Here is a 20459-nt window from a genome sequence, read left to right as displayed (position 1 = left end):
AAATGATATGAACCGAATTTTTAAACTTGCAGCTATTTTTATGTTGGCTGTTCCTCTGCTGCTTCAGGCACAAGTACGTACTGTGCAGACTTTCAAGAAAGGATGGAAGTTCACTCGTGAAGACAGCAAGGATTTCAGTAGTCGCACTTACAATGATATCAAATGGCAGTCTGTGACGGTGCCGCACGATTGGGCTATTTATGGTCCTTTCAGCATCAACAATGACAAGCAAAATGTAGCTATTGCCCAGGATGGTCAGAAAGAAGCGATGGAACATGCCGGACGTACAGGAGGATTACCTTTTGTTGGGGTGGGATGGTATCGCTTGAATTTTGAGGCTCCTGCTTTTGCAAAAGGCAAAAAGGCGACTCTGGTGTTTGACGGTGCCATGAGTCATGCGCATGTTTATGTAAATGGACAAAAGGCCGGATATTGGCCTTACGGTTATAATTCTTTCTTTATGGATGTTACACCTTATTTGAAAGAGAACGAAGTGAACACGCTTGCCGTGCGTTTGGAGAACGAACCGGAGTCTTCCCGTTGGTATCCGGGAGCGGGATTGTACCGCAATGTGCATCTTGTCATCAATGAAGAGGCGCATATTCCGGTATGGGGCACTGTAGTTACTACTCCGGTAGTGGAAGAAGGATTTGCCAGAATCAATGTGAAGACAGAATTGACGATGCCTGTCGGTAAAAATGTGTCTGATTACCGCATTGTAACCCAAATTAAAAATGCGGAAGGCAAAATGCTCTCTTCGGACGACAGACCGGGTGATAAACTGGATGGTACTTTCTTCAACCAGAATTTTGTGGTCTACAATCCTTCTTTATGGTCGCCCGACGCTCCTGTACTCTACACGGCTGAGACCAAGATTTATGAGGGTGAGGTTCTGAAAGATGAGTATGCGACCCGTTTTGGTATCCGTACGATAGAACTTATTCCTGATAAAGGCTTCTTCCTGAACGGAAAGGTGACGAAATTCAAAGGGGTATGTAACCACCATGACTTAGGACCTCTGGGAGGAATAGCCAACGAAGCGGGTATTCGTCGTCAGATTCGTATATTGAAGGATATGGGTTGCAACGCCATCCGTACTTCCCATAACATGCCTGCCCCCGAATTGATTCGTGCCTGTGACGAGATGGGTATGATGGTGATGGCAGAGTCTTTCGATGAATGGAAAGGTGCCAAAGTGCAGAACGGGTATCATAAGATATTTGATGAATGGGTGGAGAAGGACTTGGTAAATCTGGTTCACCACTATCGTAATAATCCCAGTGTCATGATGTGGTGTATCGGCAATGAGGTTCCCGACCAGTGGAACGGAAACCGTGGTCCGAAACTTTCGCGTATGCTGCAGGACATTTGTCATCGTGAAGACCCCACACGTCTTGTCACTCAAGGTATGGATGCTCCGGATGCCGTAGTCAACAATAATATGGCGGCAACGATGGATGTAGCCGGGTTTAATTATCGCCCGCATAAGTATTTGGAGAATTACAAAAAACTTCCCCAATGTATTGTTTTGGGCAGTGAAACCGCTTCTACGGTTAGTTCCCGTGGAGTGTATAAGTTTCCTGTGGAACGCCGTTCCATGCAGAAATATTCCGACCACCAGTCTTCTTCCTACGATGTTGAACATTGCGGTTGGAGTAATTTACCGGAAGATGATTGGATTTGGCATGAGGATAATAACTGGTGCATAGGAGAATTTGTATGGACTGGATTCGATTATCTAGGCGAGCCTACTCCTTACTATACCGACTGGCCCAGCCATTCCTCGCTTTTTGGTATCATAGACCTTGCCGGGTTACCCAAAGACCGTTTCTACCTCTATCGCAGCCATTGGAATCCCGACGAGGAAACCTTGCATATACTTCCTCATTGGAATTGGGAAGGCCGTGAAGGAGAGGTGACTCCGGTGTTTGTCTATACCAACTATCCGTCGGCAGAGCTCTTTATCAATGGCAAGAGCCAAGGTAAGCGCAGTAAGGATTTGTCTGTGACGGTGGAAAACAGTAAAGATTCTACTTCCACAGCCAACTTCAAGCGGCAGCAGCGCTATCGTCTGATGTGGATGGATACCAGATATGAACCGGGCAGTGTAAAAGTTGTTGCCTACGATAAAGATGGAAAAGCGGTCGCTGAGAGAGAAATGCACACAGCCGGCGCTCCCCACCATATTGAACTGGTTGCAGATCGTACAGTTCTCAGTGCAGATGGTGAGGATTTGTCATTTGTCACCGTAAAAGTGGTAGATAAAGATGGTAATCTTTGTCCTCTTGCTGAGAATGAGATTCGCTTCAATGTAAAAGGAGCCGGTTTTTATCGTGCAGGTGCCAACGGAAATCCCGCTTCATTGGAAAGTTTCCAGACTCCGAAAATGAAAGTATTCAACGGTATGATGACTGCCATCGTGGCTGTTACCGATAAACCGGGAAGCATCTTGCTTGAGGCCACTGCCAAAGGACTGAAAAAAGCGGTATTGAAGCTGGAAAGTAAGTAATCTGTATTATTATCCCCGTATTTAGATAAATATCACAGTTTGTCTAATACGGGGATTTTAAATAAATATTTTTATTAATGCATTGTTGTAAATTTAAATATTGCTTATATTTGCAAGCGCGAATTTTAATGATTTTCTTAAATTATGGATTGGTTATTAGAGACCCTTTGATAGAATCAACATATTATGAAACAATCCCGTTTTTTGCTGATAGGTGCTATTTTCCTTTCCGCTACGTTGAGGGTATATTCGGCTGATAAATCGTTGAAGCCTAATATTGTTTTTATTTTGTGTGATGACATGGGATATGGGGATTTGGGATGTTATGGCCAAAAATATATACAGACTCCCCATTTTAATCGAATGGCACAAGAAGGTATGCGTTTTACTCAAGCTTATGCCGGTAGTCCGGTAAGTGCTGGCTTTGTATGATGTGATGCCTACTTTCTGTGAATTGATTGGTGAGAGAAGGTCTCCCAAAAAATACTTGAATAAGAAGATAAAAGGGGATTGCTTTGATGGCATATCTTTAGCGTCCACTTTGTTGGGAGATGATGCCCGTCAGCAAAAACATGAATTTCTGCATCGGGAATTTCATGAAACCGACCAGATTAGTATGGGTAACTGGAAGCTGATAATAAAAAAGGGAAAAAATATTTGTATAATCTGGCGGAGGATATTTATGAAGACACTGATGTTGCAGCGCAGCATCCTGAGATTCTGCAACAAATGGTGAATATTGTTTTGCGTGAACATACCGACAATGATTTGTTTCCGGCCATATTGCCGCAGTTATGACAACGGATTTTATTATTTAAAACTATTAATATCATGAAAAAAGTATTGAACTTGTTTTTTCTTTTCTTTTTGTGGGGTGCTGTCACTCAGGTGATTCATGCTACCGATTCTATATTTGTTCGTGAAACGCGTATTCCGATTCTGATTGAAAGACAAGATAATGTTTTGTTTTATATCCGCTTGAATGCCGGAGAAAATCAGACTTTGGACGATGTGGTTTTAAATTTCGGCAAGGAAGTGAAGCTTTCGGATATTCAGGCAGTGAAACTTTATTATGGAGGTACGGAGGCGTTGCAAGACAGAGGTAAGAAACGTTTTGCTCCTGTAGAGTATATCTCCAGTCATAAACCGGGAGGCACATTGGCGGCCAATCCTTCTTATTCAATCAAGAATTCACAAGTGGAGAATCCGGAAAATGAAGTGTTGTTGAAGAGCGGTCAGAAACTTTTCCCCGGCGTGAATTTCTTCTGGGTTAGTTTGCAAATGAATCCTGGTACACCGTTGGATACAAAAGTGACTGCCGAACTGACATCTGTTACATTGGACGGGAAAGAGGTTCCTATCAAGATGGTTTCTCCTGATGGTATCGAGCACCGTATGGGAGTAGGAGTGCGCCATGCTGGAGATGACAACTCGGCGGCATTTCGCATTCCGGGGCTGGTGACAACTAATAAAGGTACTTTGCTGGGTGTCTATGATGTGCGTTATAACAGCAGCGTCGATTTGCAGGAGCATGTAGATATAGGACTCAGCCGCAGTACGGATGGTGGAAAGACTTGGGAAAAGATGCGTCTGCCTTTGGCTTTTGGTGAAACAGGAGGACTGCCTGCTGCACAGAATGGTGTTGGAGACCCCTCTATTCTGGTAGACACCAAGACCAATACGATATGGATTGTGGCTGCCTGGACACATGGCATGGGCAATCAACGTGCATGGTGGAGTTCGCATCCGGGAATGGATATGAACCACACGGCACAGTTAGTAATGAGTAAAAGTACGGATGACGGAAAGACCTGGTCTGAACCCATTAATGTGACAGAGCAAGTTAAAGATGCATCTTGGTATTTCTTGCTGCAAGGTCCGGGACGTGGCATTACCATGAGCGACGGTACATTGGTATTTCCTATTCAGTATATCGGTGCAGACCGTATTCCCAATGCAGGTATCATGTATAGCAAAGACGGTGGAAAGACTTGGAAAATACATAACCATGCACGTACCAATACCACTGAAGCACAGGTGGCTGAAGTAGAACCGGGGGTATTGATGCTGAATATGCGTGACAATAGGGGGGGGAGTCGTGCCGTATATACGACAACTGACCTGGGAGAAACATGGAAAGAGCATGAATCATCTCGTACGGCCTTGAAGGAGCCTGTGTGTATGGCCAGCTTGATTAGTGTGAAAGCCAAGGATAATGTCTTGAAAAAAGATATTCTTATATTCTCGAATCCTAATTCGACTCAGAATCGTAACAACATTACTATTAAGGTGAGTCTTGATGGCGGACAGACATGGTTGCCCGAACATCAGGTGTTGCTGGATGAAGGTCATGGATGGGGGTATTCTTGTCTGAGTATGGTGGATAAGGAAACCGTAGGAATCTTATATGAGAGTAGTGTGGCACATATGACCTTCCAGACAGTGAAGCTGAAGGAACTGGTTAAGTAAACCTGCCTATTCTTGTTGTTGGAAAAATCTTTCTGCTCCGGTTTCCTAATCAGAGTGGAAAGATTTTTATTATTTGTAAAAAAAAGAAATTGATGAAGAAGTTTTGGATATTATGCCTTGTATTGGCAGGATGCATTGCCCCCGAAGTAAAAGAGGAACTTGTTTGGACAGTTAGGCAGATGCAAGGTGCTCCTGCAGGGGAGATGGGGATTGAATTAGGCGTTTCAGCCTGTTATGCTGGTACCTATAATGGTTGGCTGCTGATGGCAGGAGGTTGTAATTTTCCGGAAATACCGGCCTCGGCAGGTGGAAAGAAAAGGTTCTATCAAGGAATTTATGTGGCAGATGGGTCGGCCGATTCGCTGCTTGTTTGGAAAAAGGTAGGAGAATTACCGGTGGAGGCTGCATATGGTGTGTCTGTCTCTACCCCTCAGGGAGTGATTTGTGCGGGTGGAACGAATCAGAACGGTGCGTTGTCTTCCGTGTTTCGCATTTCCTTGGATAAGGACGCTACAACGGCTATGGTCGATACCTTGCCTTCCTTGCCTTGTACGATAGACAATATGGGAGGGGCAGTATTGGAACATTATCTTTTTATTGTAGGAGGAAATGTCAATGGAGCACCTTCCAATGCATTGTATTGTTTGGATTTGGACAACCCGGATGCAGAATGGACGCGATTGCCCGACTTTCCGGGTGCTCCCCGTACCCAGTCGGTGTGTGTGGCGCAACGTAAGGGAAAGGATTATCGCTTGTATTTATGGGGTGGATTTGCCGGTGCGGGCGAAGGACGTCCGGCCTCTCTTTCGTTAGATGGTTATTCTTATCATCCGTGGGAACGAACATGGACTCAGGTGGCTGTTCCTATGGGGAAAGATTCCGTGGAAATTTCGTTGGGCGGTGGTGTCGGCATAGCCTGTGGAGACAGTCTGGTGCTCTGTACCGGCGGAGTCAATAAAGATATTTTTCTAGCTGCCCTGAAACGGGAAGAAAAGATGAAGCGGGCGTTGGCCGAGGGGGACAATCGGGCAGTGGATAGCTTGAAATCTGTGGCAAAAGCCTATATGACTATGTTGCCCGAATTTTATCGTTTTAATGACAAAATATTAATATACAATACGGTAGAAGATTGCTGGAAAGAAGTTGTGTGCTCTTCGCAGACGGCCCGTGCCGGTGCCGCATTAGTGGGAAATGGTAATGTGTTTTTCAATATAAATGGAGAACTGAAACCGGGTATCCGTACTCCGGAAATAGTGAAGATAGAATCCGGAGCCAAGTCGTATCTTGCAGGACAGCTTGTAGGACGGTTTTAAACAATAAGAAGAATTCATAAAAAATGCCATCGGATAAAAAAGAATTGTTATCTTTGCCGCATTCTATTTTGTACGAAATTACTAACTAACAGAAATGAAGAAACTTACTTTATTCTTTTTTGCCTTACTTGCAGTTTGTTTAGCCTTTCAGGCATGCGATAATTCTAAGACTTATGCTGAAATGCTTGAGGAAGAAAAAGATGCCATCAAAGCATTTATTAAAGACAGTAGCATTGTCGTTATTTCTCAAAGTGAGTTCTATGCGCAAGATTCGACAACGGATGTAAGCAGGAATGAGTATGTGCAGCTGGTAAGCGGGGTGTATATGCAGATTGTGAAGAAAGGTTCGACGAATCCTGCAGATACAGTTAAACCGAATGATTTGATTCTGGTGCGCTTTGAGGAACAAGGGCTGATAGCTGATGCTTATGGAAACAAGTCTTACTTGAGCAATTTGAATTCTCCGTCTATTGTAGATGAATTCAGATATACGGTAACTTCTTCATCCATTGCAGGAATTTTCACACAAGGATATATGCTGATGACTTATCAATCTTCTGCTGTGCCTGCCGGTTGGTTAGTCGCTTTAAATTACGTACGTGATGGGGCACATGTGAGGTTGATTGTTCCATCCAAGATGGGGCATCAGACTGCCATACAACAAGTATATCCTTATTATTATGACATTAAATTCCAAATTTGGAACTAACCTATAAATTTAAAAATCATTATAACCTATGACTCTAATCAAATCTATCTCTGGAATCCGCGGAACAATTGGCGGTGGTGCCGGCGAGGGATTGAATCCGCTCGACATTGTGAAGTTCACTTCAGCTTATGCTACCCTGATTCGTAAGACGTGTACTGTAAAAAGTAACAAAATTGTAGTAGGGCGTGATGCCCGCATCTCCGGTGAGATGGTCAAGAACGTAGTAGTCGGTACCTTGATGGGTATGGGCTGGGATGTAGTGGACATTGACTTGGCTTCTACTCCGACTACCGAGCTGGCTGTAACCATGGAAGGTGCCAGTGGAGGTATTATCCTGACTGCCTCACACAATCCCAAGCAGTGGAATGCGTTGAAACTGCTGAATGAAAAGGGCGAATTTCTGAACGCTGCCGAAGGCCAGGAAGTACTCCGCATTGCCGCCGCCGAAGAATTCGACTATGCCGAAGTGGACCAGCTTGGCTCGTACCGTCAGGATTTAAGCTACAACCAGAAACACATCGACAGCGTATTGGCACTTGACCTCGTAGATGTGGAAGCTATCCGAAAGGCAAACTTCCGTGTAGCCATTGATTGTGTAAACTCTGTAGGTGGTATTATTTTGCCGCAACTACTTGAACAACTTGGCGTTCAGCACGTAGAGAAGCTCTATTGCGAACCGACCGGTAACTTCCAGCATAATCCCGAGCCTTTGGAAAAGAACTTGGGTGACATTATGAACCTGATGAAAGGGGGGAAGGCAGACGTTGCATTTGTTGTAGACCCTGACGTAGACCGCCTGGCAATGATTTGCGAAGACGGCAAGATGTACGGTGAAGAATATACGCTGGTTACGGTTGCCGACTACGTATTGAAACATACTCCGGGCAATACAGTATCCAATTTGAGCTCGACCCGTGCCTTGCGCGATGTAACCCGCAAGTATGGACAGGAATATTACGCTTCCGCCGTAGGTGAAGTGAATGTGACTACCAAGATGAAGGAGGTAGGTGCCGTTATCGGTGGTGAAGGAAACGGTGGGGTAATCTATCCGGCCAGCCACTATGGGCGTGATGCCTTGGTAGGTATTGCCTTGTTCTTGAGCCATCTGGCACACGAAGGTAAGAAGGTGAGTGAACTCCGTGCATCCTATCCTGCATACTTCATGGCAAAGAATCGTGTAGACTTGACTCCTGAAACAGATGTAGATGCTATTCTTGCTAAGGTGAAGGAGCTGTATAAGAATGAAGAAATCAATGATATAGACGGTGTGAAGATTGACTTCCCCGACAAATGGGTTCATCTGCGCAAGAGTAATACGGAACCGATTATCCGTGTCTATAGTGAAGCAGCCACACCGGAAGCTGCCGAGGAAATCGGCCAGCAGATTATGAAGGTGATTGAAGAACTGGCAAAATAAGGCTGATTGTAATGCTGCTATATGTCCCACTTTTCTTTTGGAGAGTGGGACTTTTTTTTGAAGGAGTATTTATTGCTGCTACAATTCGATAACTTTCTCTATCTCTTCTTCAAAGTTTGGAGTAAAGACTTCCTTTCCTATGCTTTCTTTTATTTGATCAATGCCCCAGAAACGTCCTCCGTCCAGTTCGTTGCTGGGCTGTATTTCACCGTCGTAGACCGTTTTGTACACGAAGACCAGTTCCTTTTCGCGGGCAGATTCGAAGACGTAACGTATGATAGTTTCGGGAACAAAGTCGGTAATGCCGAGCTCTTCGCGTACTTCGCGTTTCAGCGCCATCTCTACATTTTCACCTAAATCGACGTGTCCGCCTACTGAGGTATCCCACTTTCCCGGTTGTATGTCTTTCCATTCGGGACGTTTCTGCAGATACAGCTCACCTTTGGAATTGAATACATGAAGATGGATTACCGGATGCAGCAGTTTGCTGCCGTTATGGCATTCGCCACGGGTGGCAGCGCCTATGATGTTGCCTTGTTCGTCGACAAGGGGGAACATTTCTTGGTTGTTATCGTAGTTCATTGTGCTCAAGGTATTAATAAAGATGAATCTCCATAGCTCAGGAAACGGAAATCATTTGCCAGTGCATAATTATAAATCTTTTGCCAGTCACCGTGTACGAAAGCTGATACGAGCAGCAGCAAGGTGCTTTGCGGTTGGTGGAAATTAGTTACCATAGCCTTCACGATTTTGTATTCATATCCCGGAGCGATGATGATTTGAGTACTGGTATGCAGAGTCTCCATGCTATGTCTGTCCAGATAGGCGACAATGGCTTGCAGGCTTTCCACTGCAGAGGTGGCGGCAGTCTCGCCAGACATTTCATAAGGTTGCCATTGGCGGACGTGCAAGTCTTCCTCTGTGGCTTCGGGATTATTCAGTAAAGTGACTCCAATGTGATAAAGACTTTCCAATGTGCGCACTGAAGTTGTCCCTACAGCCACTGCCTTGCCGTCGTGCGCTATGAGTTTTTCCAATGTGTTGCGCGAGACGGAGATGTATTCCGTATGCATTTCGTGCCCTTCTATTTCTTCGCTTTTCACCGGTTTGAAGGTGCCTGCTCCCACATGGAGTGTCAATTCTTCCAGTTCCACCCCTTTATTGCGCAATGCGTCCAATATGCGTGGGGTGAAATGCAGTCCTGCTGTAGGAGCAGCCACCGAACCTTTGATTTTGGAGTAGACAGTCTGGTAAGTCTCTTTGTCACTTTCTTGGGTCTCCCGGTTCAAGTAGGGAGGGATGGGCAATTCACCGAAGACTTCGAGAATGTCGGCAAAAGTCACTTCCGGATTGTTCCAGCGGAAGTTTACCCAATGGCTGGTTCCGTGACATTCACCCCGTTCGGCGGTCAGGGTGAGTGGTTTGCCTTTCACGGTCATTTCACGTCTCAGCGTGCCTTCCTTCCACTTTTTCAGGTTGCCGACCATGCAGAGCCAGGCAACATGTTCGGTTTGCTGGAAGTTCAGGACATAGTCGTTCGGCTGTATGGGTTCCAGGCAGAATACTTCAATCAGTGCCCCCGTTTCTTTCCGGAAATGCAAACGTGCTTGGATGACTTTGGTATTGTTGAATATCATCAGGCTTCCCGATGACAGATACTCCGGAAGTGAAATGAATCTGTCTTCCGAAACTTCTCCGTGGCGGTACAATAGCAATTTGGACTGGTCGCGTACGGGCAACGGAAACTTAGCTATGCGTTCGTCCGGCAACGGGTAGTTGAACTCACTGATTCTGATATGTTTGGGATTTTCTTTCATGATGGCTTTCTCTTTATCGGTTGCAAAGGTACGGATATTTAGGAAGATTTGAAGAATAAGGGAAATAATTCCTAACTTTGCAGGAAGAAATGGGGATGGACTTTTATGTTCGTGGTTTTGCCAACGGGATGGCACGACTTTGCCATCGTGGTGGCACGACTTTGCCATCCCATTGGCAAAACTTTGCCACCATGATGGCAAAAAAACAGGAAAAGACAAACTAAAAGATAAGTTATTATGAAGATAGGAGATAAAGTACGTTTCCTCAGCGAAGTTGGGGGCGGTGTTGTGACAGGATTTCAAGGGAAAAACATCGTGTTGGTGGAAGATGCCGACGGTTTTGACATACCGATGCCCATAAACGAATGTGTGGTGATAGAGACCGATGATTATAATATCCCCACTCCGGCAGCTAGGAAGAAGCGGGAAGAAGAGCAGCAATTGCGTACGGCCGCCGCTACGGCAAGGGCGTCTGCTATGGATTCTCAGGTTTCAGAGCCTCAATCGGTCCGTTTGGAGAAACCGCAGATATCTGTTTATCGTCGGCCCGAGATGAAAGGCGGGGATATCCTGAATGTTTTTCTGGCTTTTGTTCCGGAGGATATCAAGGCTGTCAGCACTACACCTTTCGAGGCATATTTGGTGAACGACAGTAATTATTATATGTATTACACCTATTTGAGCGCTGAAGGAAAGTCCTGGACAGCCCGTTCGCATGGTTTGATAGAGCCGAATACGAAACTTCTGCTGGAGGAGTTCGAAAAATCCGAATTGAACGACCATGAACGTGTGATGGTACAGCTGGTGGCATTCAAAGATAACCGTGCGTTCACAATGAAACCGGCTGTCAGTGTGGAAGTCCGCATAGATATGGTAAAGTTCTATAAACTGCATACATTCCAGCAGACGGTTTTCTTTGAAACTCCGGCATTGATGTATGATATTGTCCGGAATGACCAGCCTGCCAAGCAGGTGTATGTTTCGGCAGAGGAGCTGAAGGAGGCTTTGATACAGAAGAAAGCGGCAGATACTCCGTCCAGACCGCAGACGGTCGTCAAGCGTGGTGGCAAGAATGGGATTGTCGAGATTGACCTGCATATCGGCGAGTTGCTGGATGACACCCGCGGCATGAGCAACAGCGAAATATTGAACTACCAGCTGGATAAGTTTCGTGAAGTGATGGAACAATACAAGAAAAAGCGCGAACAACGCATCGTCTTTATTCACGGCAAGGGAGATGGAGTGCTGCGTAAAGCCTTGCTGGACGAGCTGAAACGTAAATATCCTGACTGCCGCCATCAGGATGCTTCGTTCCAGGAGTACGGATTCGGGGCGACGATGGTGACGGTTAAATAAAATCAAGTATTTGAATAGTGAATAGGGCAGTTCAAACATTGGAATACCCTATTCTTTATTTATAGTCTGACATTGACTCTTGTATTTTTCCTTATGTGTATTTCTTGAGTGGAAAGATTGGACTGCATCATTTCTTTTAGAAAATCTCTGTAGTCTTCTTCTATACGGCATGCAGCGTACTTGCGCTCTTCAGAAAATCCTCCTCTTCCCAGTTGTTTGAGTAGCTCATATCTATCTGCTATGATTTGTCTACTGTCTAACATAGAACTTGTAAATTATGTAAAAGAACTGTTTTCTTTTGGAAACAGCCTTTCTTTGATTGAGTATATTCGCAATTCTTTACCCCAAAAAGTGATTAATAAAATATATGAATAAGAAAATGAGAAAAAGCTTGAAATGTACTAAAATCTTGTTTTAGTGGCTTATGTAGCTAAATATTGTACTATAATGTGATTTTTTTTGTTTTGTTTTAATAAAGCGGTAACGTATGCTCTTTTGTGGTTGATAAATACGCCTTATGCTTGACGGTATTTCGCAAAAATATTTTAAGTTTGCAGCAGTATTGAACAGATAATCTAATTACGAGAAACATGAGAAAGGGGTTGAATAGGCAAATCCGGTTTTACATTTGCTTGGTGATAGGGCTTATGGTCTTAGGGGCTTGTGTGCCTGAGGATATAGAGACGATATGTACTGAAATGAAAGCCTTTGAGAGATTTTCTCGTATAAATGGAGATTCTTTGGCTATTGTGCCTCGAAAGATTAGAACAGAGGCCTTGCGAAGGATGGAACAGGCAAAGGACAGTCTGGCCAAGTACAATTATCTGGCAATGGTAATGAAGACCTATCTGGTCACTACACAGCTTGACTCGGCGCAGATAATGATTCGGCGGCTAAGCAGTTTTATTGAAGGGCAGGAAGAGGTTCCCGGGATGGCAGATTTGGAATCCGAATGTTTCAATATGAAAGGAAATGTCTTTGCACGTATGGGAAAGATGGATTCTGCCGAATTTTGTTTCCGGAGGTCTTATGAGCGGCGGATGAAGGGAACTAAAGTTGAAGTAATACCGGATATCTTGATGAATCTTGCCGATGCGAGTAACCGTTTGGGGAAGTTGAATGTAGGGGCTGCCTGGTATAGGAAGGCCTTGTTGATGTGCGACTCTTTACATTTGTCTTCTTCCAAGAAGCCTCCCATTTATTATGGTCTGGCGCAAGTATACGTCACCATGCGTGATTTTGACCTGTGTGATTACTATTATAATCTTGCGGGAGAAAGCTATGACAGTATGTTGCCTTACGAAAAGTATATTTATTTGAATAATAGAGGGACTTCTTACTATTATAGGGAAGATTACCGGACAGCGATAGAATATTTCCGGAAAGTTGTCGGTCTGGTCGAAGGATATTCTGACATGAACTTTGAGCTCAATCTGGGGCGGATGAATTTGGGCGACTGTTATCTTCAGTTGCATGAAGCTGATTCTGCTGTTAAATATATAAATGAATGTCAACCTTTTTTTGAAAAAATGGATGTGAAGGCTGCGCTATATTATATTGATACACAACGTATAAAACTGGCGTTGATGCAAGAAGACTTTCAAGAGGCGCGTCGTTTGTTGTCCCGGAGCATGGTTCCTGTGGGCATTGATCCTGACATGGTGCATATTCGTAATAAATACCTTCAGCAGTTTTACGAGGAAACCGGCAATTATAAGAGTGCTTACTACTATTTGCGAAGAAATAATCAACTTGATGATTCTATCAGAAACGAGCGTGTCCGGATGCATACGGCAGACCTGACTTTGCGTTATCAGCAAGATTCTACCTTGATGGCACATCGGGTTTTGCTTCAGGAGCAGAAGAACGAAATGTTGGTGCTAAGGTGGACACAAGTTGCTGTATTTGCCATAGCCGTTATAGCTATATTGACAGCTTTTTTTCTTTATCTGTACAGTAAAAAGAAACGTGCTTTGTTGCTTGCACGGAATCATCGCACAGTCTCTACACTTCGTCTGGAGAATATTCGTAACCGTTTGTCCCCTCATTTCATCTTCAATGTTTTGAACCGGGAGATGACAGGACGAAGTGTGGAAGAAAGACAGGGGCTTTCGTCTTTGGTAAAATTGATGCGTCGGAATCTGGAATTGGCAGAACAACTGTGCGTAACCTTGGCAGAGGAAGTGGATTTTGTGAAGACATATATTGACCTGGAGCGTTGTTCCTTAGGTCCGTATTTCCATTCAGAACTGAAGATAGAAAAAGATGTGTATCCGGAACAAATAAGGATTCTGTCTATGATGATTCAAATTCCGGTTGAAAATGCAGTGAAGCATGCGCTGCGCGAGAAGGAAGGAGAACGAAATCTTTGGGTTGCGGTTTGTCGGCAAGGAAACGGTGTTTGCATAAAGATAACGGATAATGGTGGCGGTTATCGTCCGGACAGCCGGTATCGGGGTACGGGCACGGGAATGAAAGTAATTATGCAGACTATTCAGATTCTCAACAATAAGAACAAAGAAGCCATTGATGTTTCAGTGTATAATGTCTCTTTGCAGAGTGGTGAGATGGGATGTGAGGTGGCTTTCTGGTTGCCTGACAACTATGATTATAGAATTTAAAAGAACCGTTTAATCTTGTTTTTTGCACGGATAGTCATGTTCTCAGACAAATAGTTCGTAAATGGCTTTCTGTTACTTTGTATGGGAGCAGGATTATGTTTATATTCGCCAGAGGAAAAACATAAAAAGAACATGGATAAATATAAGGTTGTGATAGTTGATGACGATGAGGCGGCTCTTGAGAATCTGAGTTTTGAATTGGGAAAGGATGCATGCTTCTTTTTGAAAGGAACTGCCCGTAATGGTAAACAAGGGAAAAAACTCATTGCCAAGGTACAGCCGGATTTGTTGTTCTTGGATGTGGAACTGCCGGACATGACTGGAATGAAATTGTTGCAGGAAATACGTGGCAGTGTTTCATGGAATATGCGGATTGTTTTCTATACAGCTTATGATAAGTATATGATTCAGGCTGTTCGAGAGGCTGCGTTCGATTATCTGCTGAAACCTTTTGAAGAGCGGGAATTGCGGGATATCCTTATACGTTTTGTAGAGCAGGCAGAAGCAGGACAGAGAATGCCATATCCCATTGGGGTGCCGCTACATACCGGACAGACATTTATCGTATTTACGCCAACCAATGATATGCGTGCGTTGCGTCCGGTCGAAATCGGTTTTTTTCGCTATTGCTCCGAGCGTAAACAGTGGGAAGTGATACTGAGCAACGAGCCGCCGCTGGTATTGCGTCGCGGGATGACTGCCGAGCAGATTACTCAATATTCGTCCAGTTTCGTGCAGATACATCAATCGTATATTATCAATATTGATTATCTGATGATTATAAAGGACAGTAAATGTATGCTTTATCCACCGTTCGACAAAGTGACGGAACTGCTGGTTTCCAGAAAGTATAAGAAAGAACTGCAAGACAGATTCTGCTTGTAGGGCTGAAGAGATAAGAATTATCTGGTTAGGGAGTTGGCGCTGCCGGTTTTGGCAGCGTTGACCAAAAGAAAAGGCATTGAACCTCTAAAGTCCAATGCCTTTTTATTTATCAATAAATACTGTTTCCGTATTTATCAGAAGCGAAGCTTATTTCACTTCGATACCTTTGTTCAGCAGCGTGACGTTTAATACTCTGGCATAATCAGCATATTGCTTCTCATTCAAAGTCTTTTTCATCAACTTCAGATTACCATAAACTGCATTACGGAGTAGCTTCTCTTGATTCTTCTTGGAATTTGTAGCGTGTTCCATCTGTTCTGTAAAATATTCGCAGATGTTTGCCACTTCTTCATGTTGGTTGGAATCCAGATTCAAATACTTGCTCAACTTTGTTATGTTGATGTTGCCTTCCCATTTTGCAGTTGTAGGTTGGTTTCCTGCTGCAAATGTTGTGGCAGTCAGGCAGACTGCTGCCACTAATGTTAATCCTAAACGTTTCATAATACCTACTTTTTAATTGTTATTCCTAAAAACTAATCTTAATCTAATACCTATTGAAAACTCTCTAAGCGCTTAGGTTTTTCTTTTTACCTATGCAAATGTAGGCGTATGTTTTATAACACAAAAATGAATAAGGGAAAAAGTGTAGTTTATATCTTCATTTCTTGACTTAAATCAATTTTATAGTGTGAAAATGCTTTGTTTGGATGCTTTTTGTAATACGAATGTAATGCGTAATAACTGAATTTTTGTTTATTGTAATGGGTAAAAGGATTTTCGTTAGTCAAAATGTTAGTGGCAAACAGTTTCGGGCAAATCTATGACTACTCTGCTTTCAGAGCAGACACCCACAAAACCTAATCCGCCTATGACGTTGCAAGGCAGACTGACAGGTTCCATTAAAATATTGTCGTAATCCCCATCATCCAGACAGTTTAAGGCTTTCAGATAGCGGTATTCGGCTTCAGTGATGCTAAGCAGCCGCACGGTGATGGTTTGTTTGCGGGATATATGGTCGTAGTAGTGTCCCTCTATAGGATAATAATCGTGATAGAGAGGGGTGTATACTTTCAATGTGGCATAAGAGTTACGGAAAGTGTTATCATTGAATATATTGTATTTGTTATTGATGGTGGGAAACAATTCATTTTCTTCATCATCATAGTTGCCGGGGTGGCCGTCAGTCAGTATAACATCTTCCCGGTTAATGATCTCGTTCTGCCGGGGAGCGAGGATGGTAGTGTCTCTGGGTATGGAGGCCCAATACCAAGAGCCGTCCTCGTCTTCCACTTTGATGAGGCTGCCGTTTTCATCTTCCAGGTATTCTTTCCATTTGCAATAGTAACTACGGTCATTCCAAATGTCCAGCCGGTAGTAGTTCTTCTCGTTGGGGCGGTCTTGCAACGTAATTTTGTATTGGCGGTAAAGAGTTTGTCCGCTGTACTCGCGCAGGTAGGCCAGGCAAGTGTCCACGTGCAGGCTCTCTATCGGCTGTGGCACGGTGACTTCGGCACTGGCATGGTATTTCCCGTTTTCGGCAGTGGCTTCCAGACGTATGTTGTCGCCGGGATGCAGTGTGCTGGTCAGACGATATTTCTTGAAACGTATACTTTTCAGTAATGATTCATAAATGTCCTTATCAAGTTCTCCTTCCAGATGCCCATACATTTCTTCCGGAGAAACCGCTTTCGGAGTTTCTGCTATTTTGCCATTGATGTAGAGGGAAAGAGTTGCTTCGTTCAAATGTTCAATACTATAGCCCTCGCCTAAATGGAGATAGACATCATTCTCAGCTTGTCCGGTTTCGAGCAAGGCGTTCATGATGATTTGCGGATCTTGTTGTCCGGGATTGTAAGGAATCTCGTTTTCGCAGGCTGTTAGGAAGCCTACAATAGTTATGTATATAATAAGGTGTAATTTCATTTTTGTTTTCATATGCCGGATTTGTTTTTAAAATCTATAAGTATAGGTAACAGAAGGAATACAAGGCAGTATTGTTATTTTCTTGATGACAGTTTGAGCTTTCTTCTGCCCGGTATTTCCATGATAAATACTTTCGTAGAAATCATTGTAGTATACGTTGTATCCATTATTTTTGTATTTGCTGTAAACGATGTTCGGGTTCATGGCATTGTATGCATTGTAGATACTGATATTCCAGGTACGTATGCCATGTTTGGTTTTCTTGTTGAAGTTGACACCTAGGTTCAAACGATGGCTGGCGGGCAGGCGATAGTTGTTGCGTCCGGAGATGTAGCCGGTCTTTTCGATAACTCCATCGGGGCTGACGATAATAGTAGCCCTCTCGGGGATAGTGATACATCCACCGGTATTGAATATCCAGGAAGCTCCTGCATCAATGCGGTCACTGAACTTATGGCTGAAGTTGAGGCTGATGCTGTGGCGGCGGTCATATTTGTAGGGGAACCATCGGCCTTGGTTGATGGTACCGTTCTTAAAGCGGTGATCGGTTTTGGATAGGGTATATGCCAGCCAGCCGGTGGTCTTGCCCAATGTTTTCTGTGCCATCAGTTCCAGACCGAAGGAACGGCCTTCGCCCATTTCTACCTTTTCTTCCCAGTTGGTAGAGGTGCCGAAGAAGGATACACCGTCCTGATATTCAAGTATGTGTTTCATCTGTTTATAATATCCCTCGACGGAGAACTCCCAACCCGGCAGTCCGGAATAGTAGCCTCCTATGGAGTACTGGTTGGCATACATCGGACTGATATCTTTGGTAATGGGTACCCAGAGGTCGGTAGGCATGGACAGCGGAGTAGAGGACAGCAGATGCACATACTGTGCCATGCACGTATAGGATGCTTTGGCAGAATATCCTTGTCCGAGGTCATAGCGGGCGGAAAGGCGGGGCTGCAGCGAATAGTAGCTTTTCCCTTGTGTGTGGAACAGCGATGTGCGTACACCTGCATTCAGACTGAGCCTGGCGTTTACATTGAAATTGTCTTCGGCATAAAGGGAGATTTCTTGTCCGCGCATGGCATGGCTGTTGCTGGTATTGTAAACCGTATCTTCCTGAAGGGCGCCATTATCTATATCTTGTATTTTCGAAGTAGCTATTCCCGGACGGAACGTATGGTGGATGTACTCTGCACCGAACTTGATGTGGTGCTGCGGCATGGGGGTGTAGTCAAAGTCCATACGAGCGCTCCAGTCACGGATACCGGAGTTGAACTTGGAGGAGTAATGGTATCTGTCCTGTATTTTATTGGCGACAGTATAGGCATCTTCCATGTTTTCGTCCAGCCCCATCTCATATTTGTTGTATGAGATGGTGGTGTTGCAAAACAGCTTGCTGTTGAATACATAGTTCCAGCGACCGTAGGCGATGGTGTTTCCCCAATTCAGATGGCTGTTGTCTTTGGAATAATTCTTAATGCTGTTGTCGTAATTGTCACCGTGGTAGTAACTGTCATAATGATAGTGGTCCTTCCCCTTGTAGAAACTGAGGAAGATGCGGCTACGGTCGCTGAGCTTATGGTTGACCTTTGCATTGACATCGTAAAAATAGTAGTTGTATTTGTCGGAATAGGTGTCGTCTTTTTCTACAATGAGATTTTTGAAGAATAGGGTGGGGATGGCTCGTGCACTGAAACTGAAGGAGGTCCGTTCTTTCCAGATAGGGCCTTCGATATGAAGTTTGTCCGTCAGCAGGCCTATGCTGAATGCGCCGTGGTATTTATGCATGTCTCCGTCGTTGGTCCGTACATCCACTATAGACGAAAGACGTCCGCCGTAGCGGGCAGGAAAAGAACTTTTGAAGAGTGTGGTGTTCTTTACCGCTTCGGGCGTAAAGATGGAGAATATTCCCAGCAGGTGGTCTGCGTTGTAAACTGGAATCCCGTCCAGCATAACCAGGTTCTGGTCGGGACCTCCCCCTCGCACATACATGCCTGCAAAACCTTCCATACCGGCTTGCACACCCGGCATCAGCTGAATGGTCTTCAGCAGGTCGGCTTCTCCCAATATGGACGGGGTATGCCTGATTTGTGCCATCGGTATCTCATGCGCTCCCATGGCTGTGCTTTCTATGCCGGCCTCCCGCTTGTCCGAGAGCACTACGACCTCTGCCAGCTGGTTATTGCTGTCCAGCCTGACGTTAAGTAAGGTGTCTTTTGTCAGTTCGAACCGGCTATGCCGGCTTTCGTAGCCCAGGTAGGAGAAAACCAGTTCCGTTTCCCCTTCCGGCAGGGTGAGGGAATAGAAACCGAAAGGATTGGTGGCAGTACCAGTGGAACGACGACTCTCAAGGATATTGGCACCAATCAGCGTCTCGGAAGACGCTCCGTCGGTCACGTATCCGCTGATGGTGAACTTACGGCTAACGGGTTTCTGCGGCACGGGCCGCTTATGGAGTAGAATGTGCTTTCCGGATATTTCGAACGTTATGGGGTCGTTTTCAAAGGCACGTTGCAATATCTCACTGATGTTCTTTTGTTTCATATCCAGTGTGATGCGGTGCGTGAGCTTTACTTCTTCCCCATAGATGAAGGAGAATCCGGTTGCATTTTCCAGTTGCTTCACGAAACTCTCTAAAGTTGCGTTACGGATATTCAGGTTTATACGTGTTTCCTTGTTTTGTGCCTGTGCATGGAGTGAGGCGCTTAAAAGAACCACACACATCAGAAGTACGGTTCTGATGTGGTGGTACGAACAGATAGTAGAGCTAGTCATTGTCAGTTAAGTTTAGTAGTAAGGATAATGGTGTTGTTTTCTTTTTTATAGGTAAAGTTGCCGGCGTCCTTCAGTAGGTCTAGGATTTCTGTAAGACTCTCTCCTTCGCGGAAGGTAGCTGTCATGTGATAATTCTTCAGACTGTCTCCTTCAATACGTATATCGGTACGGAACGTTTCGGAAAGTTGACGGACGATTTCCTGCAAGGGTTGCTGGTCGAATGTCAGTACGCTATGGATTACTTGGGTTTCCTCGGTAGTATGTATGGTTTCTGTGGGAATGAGTTCCCGTTGCGGTGCTACGTATAAGAACTGATAGGCTGCCCAGCTCGTTACACAGAGCAGGACTACGGCTGCGGCACTGGCTGTACGCATCCAGAACCGCTTCATGTCGCGGCGCTTTAGCAAACGGCTTTCCAGTAGCTTCCAGCTGTTTTCTGCCGTAAAGCGTCCTCGTGGGGAACGGGTAGAAGCAACCAGTCTGTTCAGTACCTTATCAAAATTCTCGTTATTCACTTTCATTTTCGGTAATTTATTAAGAGCCTATGACTCCTTTTCTGCATGTAAAGACAGCTGCTTTTCAGGAATTCCCTATGCCTATATCCTGAAATAATGTTAATCTGAAGCTCTTTGTCCGTGAAAGTCCGTCCTGCTTACGTGTGACTTCCTTGT

General features: G+C 44.6%; 16 protein-coding genes and 1 pseudogene. 11 read left to right on the top strand and 6 right to left on the bottom strand.

All coding sequences use genetic code 11. The features are described from left to right. Positions 1 to 7 precede the first annotated feature (7 nt). The 7 genes and pseudogenes from E5355_RS02530 (at position 8) to glmM (ending at position 8417) form a co-directional block, all read left to right on the top strand. Complete coding sequence (locus E5355_RS02530) at positions 8 to 2509, top strand: DUF4982 domain-containing protein (protein ID WP_136009050.1); 2502 nt, start codon at positions 8 to 10, stop codon at positions 2507 to 2509. A 186-nt stretch (positions 2510 to 2695) separates the two neighbouring features. Next, positions 2696 to 2929, top strand: a pseudogene (locus tag E5355_RS19765) (sulfatase-like hydrolase/transferase); the annotation flags it as partial. Between the two features lie 237 nt (positions 2930 to 3166). Continuing rightward, the gene (locus E5355_RS19760; RefSeq protein WP_176467724.1) at positions 3167 to 3307 is read left to right on the top strand and encodes a hypothetical protein; all 141 of its coding nucleotides are present in this window, start codon (positions 3167 to 3169) and stop codon (positions 3305 to 3307) included. A 33-nt stretch (positions 3308 to 3340) separates the two neighbouring features. Continuing rightward, a complete protein-coding gene (locus E5355_RS02520; RefSeq protein WP_136009049.1) occupies positions 3341 to 4978 on the top strand; it encodes a sialidase family protein in 1638 nt (545 codons plus the stop codon). 92 nt (positions 4979 to 5070) lie between these two features. Continuing rightward, on the top strand, positions 5071 to 6291 hold the full coding sequence (locus tag E5355_RS02515; RefSeq protein ID WP_136009048.1) for a cyclically-permuted mutarotase family protein: 1221 nt from the start codon (positions 5071 to 5073) through the stop codon (positions 6289 to 6291). 94 nt (positions 6292 to 6385) lie between these two features. Beyond that, the gene (locus tag E5355_RS02510; protein ID WP_136009047.1) at positions 6386 to 7000 is read left to right on the top strand and encodes a DUF4827 domain-containing protein; all 615 of its coding nucleotides are present in this window, start codon (positions 6386 to 6388) and stop codon (positions 6998 to 7000) included. 28 nt (positions 7001 to 7028) lie between these two features. Beyond that, positions 7029 to 8417: a phosphoglucosamine mutase gene (gene glmM / locus E5355_RS02505; RefSeq protein WP_136009046.1), complete on the top strand. Its 1389-nt coding sequence runs from the start codon at positions 7029 to 7031 to the stop codon at positions 8415 to 8417. A 78-nt stretch (positions 8418 to 8495) separates the two neighbouring features. Here glmM and E5355_RS02500 read toward each other — a convergent pair whose 3' ends face one another. Both E5355_RS02500 and E5355_RS02495 read right to left on the bottom strand, forming a co-directional pair. Next, positions 8496 to 8999, bottom strand: coding sequence for an NUDIX hydrolase (locus tag E5355_RS02500; protein WP_136009045.1), 504 nt, complete (start codon positions 8997 to 8999; stop codon positions 8496 to 8498). Positions 9000 to 9004: 5 nt separating this feature from the next. Beyond that, entirely contained in the window at positions 9005 to 10234 is a 1230-nt protein-coding gene (locus E5355_RS02495) for an S-adenosylmethionine:tRNA ribosyltransferase-isomerase (protein WP_136009044.1), read from the bottom strand. Positions 10235 to 10329: 95 nt separating this feature from the next. On the opposite strand from E5355_RS02495, the gene E5355_RS20105 reads away from it, so the two are divergent. From E5355_RS20105 to E5355_RS02475, 4 genes are all read left to right on the top strand, one after another. Next, complete coding sequence (locus E5355_RS20105; protein ID WP_255260427.1) at positions 10330 to 10458, top strand: hypothetical protein; 129 nt, start codon at positions 10330 to 10332, stop codon at positions 10456 to 10458. A gap of 13 nt (positions 10459 to 10471) precedes the next feature. After that, entirely contained in the window at positions 10472 to 11590 is a 1119-nt protein-coding gene (locus tag E5355_RS02490; RefSeq protein ID WP_136009043.1) for a DUF2027 domain-containing protein, read from the top strand. Between the two features lie 590 nt (positions 11591 to 12180). Then, positions 12181 to 14211 carry a tetratricopeptide repeat-containing sensor histidine kinase gene (locus tag E5355_RS02480; protein ID WP_136009041.1) on the top strand — a complete coding sequence of 677 codons (2031 nt, stop codon included), beginning with the start codon at positions 12181 to 12183 and terminating at the stop codon, positions 14209 to 14211. A 132-nt stretch (positions 14212 to 14343) separates the two neighbouring features. Then, positions 14344 to 15096: a LytR/AlgR family response regulator transcription factor gene (locus E5355_RS02475; RefSeq protein ID WP_136009040.1), complete on the top strand. Its 753-nt coding sequence runs from the start codon at positions 14344 to 14346 to the stop codon at positions 15094 to 15096. A gap of 147 nt (positions 15097 to 15243) precedes the next feature. Here the strand turns inward: E5355_RS02475 and E5355_RS02470 are convergent, their stop codons facing one another. The 4 genes from E5355_RS02470 to E5355_RS02455 form a co-directional block, all read right to left on the bottom strand. Further along, entirely contained in the window at positions 15244 to 15597 is a 354-nt protein-coding gene (locus tag E5355_RS02470) for a hypothetical protein (protein ID WP_136009039.1), read from the bottom strand. Between the two features lie 291 nt (positions 15598 to 15888). After that, positions 15889 to 17031, bottom strand: a complete 1143-nt coding sequence (locus E5355_RS02465) for a DUF4249 domain-containing protein (protein WP_136009038.1) — start codon at positions 17029 to 17031, stop codon at positions 15889 to 15891. Between the two features lie 15 nt (positions 17032 to 17046). Next, positions 17047 to 19788 (bottom strand): TonB-dependent receptor domain-containing protein, encoded by a 2742-nt coding sequence (locus tag E5355_RS02460; RefSeq protein WP_246866871.1) that lies wholly within the window; start codon positions 19786 to 19788, stop codon positions 17047 to 17049. Positions 19789 to 19790: 2 nt separating this feature from the next. Further along, positions 19791 to 20309: a DUF4974 domain-containing protein gene (locus E5355_RS02455; RefSeq protein ID WP_136009037.1), complete on the bottom strand. Its 519-nt coding sequence runs from the start codon at positions 20307 to 20309 to the stop codon at positions 19791 to 19793. Positions 20310 to 20459: the final 150 nt, after the last annotated feature.

Origin of the sequence: Bacteroides muris (ex Afrizal et al. 2022), assembly GCF_004793475.1 — a bacterium.
GTDB lineage: Bacteria > Bacteroidota > Bacteroidia > Bacteroidales > Bacteroidaceae > Bacteroides > Bacteroides muris.
This window is presented reverse-complemented; position numbering and strand designations above follow the sequence as displayed.

Coding starts and splice junctions, on each gene's coding strand:
- E5355_RS02530 (WP_136009050.1), top strand. CDS start 8: ATGAACCGAATTTTTAAACTTGCAGCTATTTTTATGTTGGCTGTTCCT.
- E5355_RS02520 (WP_136009049.1), top strand. CDS start 3,341: ATGAAAAAAGTATTGAACTTGTTTTTTCTTTTCTTTTTGTGGGGTGCT.
- E5355_RS02515 (WP_136009048.1), top strand. CDS start 5,071: ATGAAGAAGTTTTGGATATTATGCCTTGTATTGGCAGGATGCATTGCC.
- E5355_RS02510 (WP_136009047.1), top strand. CDS start 6,386: ATGAAGAAACTTACTTTATTCTTTTTTGCCTTACTTGCAGTTTGTTTA.
- glmM (WP_136009046.1), top strand. CDS start 7,029: ATGACTCTAATCAAATCTATCTCTGGAATCCGCGGAACAATTGGCGGT.
- E5355_RS02500 (WP_136009045.1), bottom strand. CDS start 8,999: ATGAACTACGATAACAACCAAGAAATGTTCCCCCTTGTCGACGAACAA.
- E5355_RS02495 (WP_136009044.1), bottom strand. CDS start 10,234: ATGAAAGAAAATCCCAAACATATCAGAATCAGTGAGTTCAACTACCCG.
- E5355_RS20105 (WP_255260427.1), top strand. CDS start 10,330: ATGGACTTTTATGTTCGTGGTTTTGCCAACGGGATGGCACGACTTTGC.
- E5355_RS02490 (WP_136009043.1), top strand. CDS start 10,472: ATGAAGATAGGAGATAAAGTACGTTTCCTCAGCGAAGTTGGGGGCGGT.
- E5355_RS02480 (WP_136009041.1), top strand. CDS start 12,181: ATGAGAAAGGGGTTGAATAGGCAAATCCGGTTTTACATTTGCTTGGTG.
- E5355_RS02475 (WP_136009040.1), top strand. CDS start 14,344: ATGGATAAATATAAGGTTGTGATAGTTGATGACGATGAGGCGGCTCTT.
- E5355_RS02470 (WP_136009039.1), bottom strand. CDS start 15,597: ATGAAACGTTTAGGATTAACATTAGTGGCAGCAGTCTGCCTGACTGCC.
- E5355_RS02465 (WP_136009038.1), bottom strand. CDS start 17,031: ATGAAAACAAAAATGAAATTACACCTTATTATATACATAACTATTGTA.
- E5355_RS02460 (WP_246866871.1), bottom strand. CDS start 19,788: ATGACTAGCTCTACTATCTGTTCGTACCACCACATCAGAACCGTACTT.
- E5355_RS02455 (WP_136009037.1), bottom strand. CDS start 20,309: ATGAAAGTGAATAACGAGAATTTTGATAAGGTACTGAACAGACTGGTT.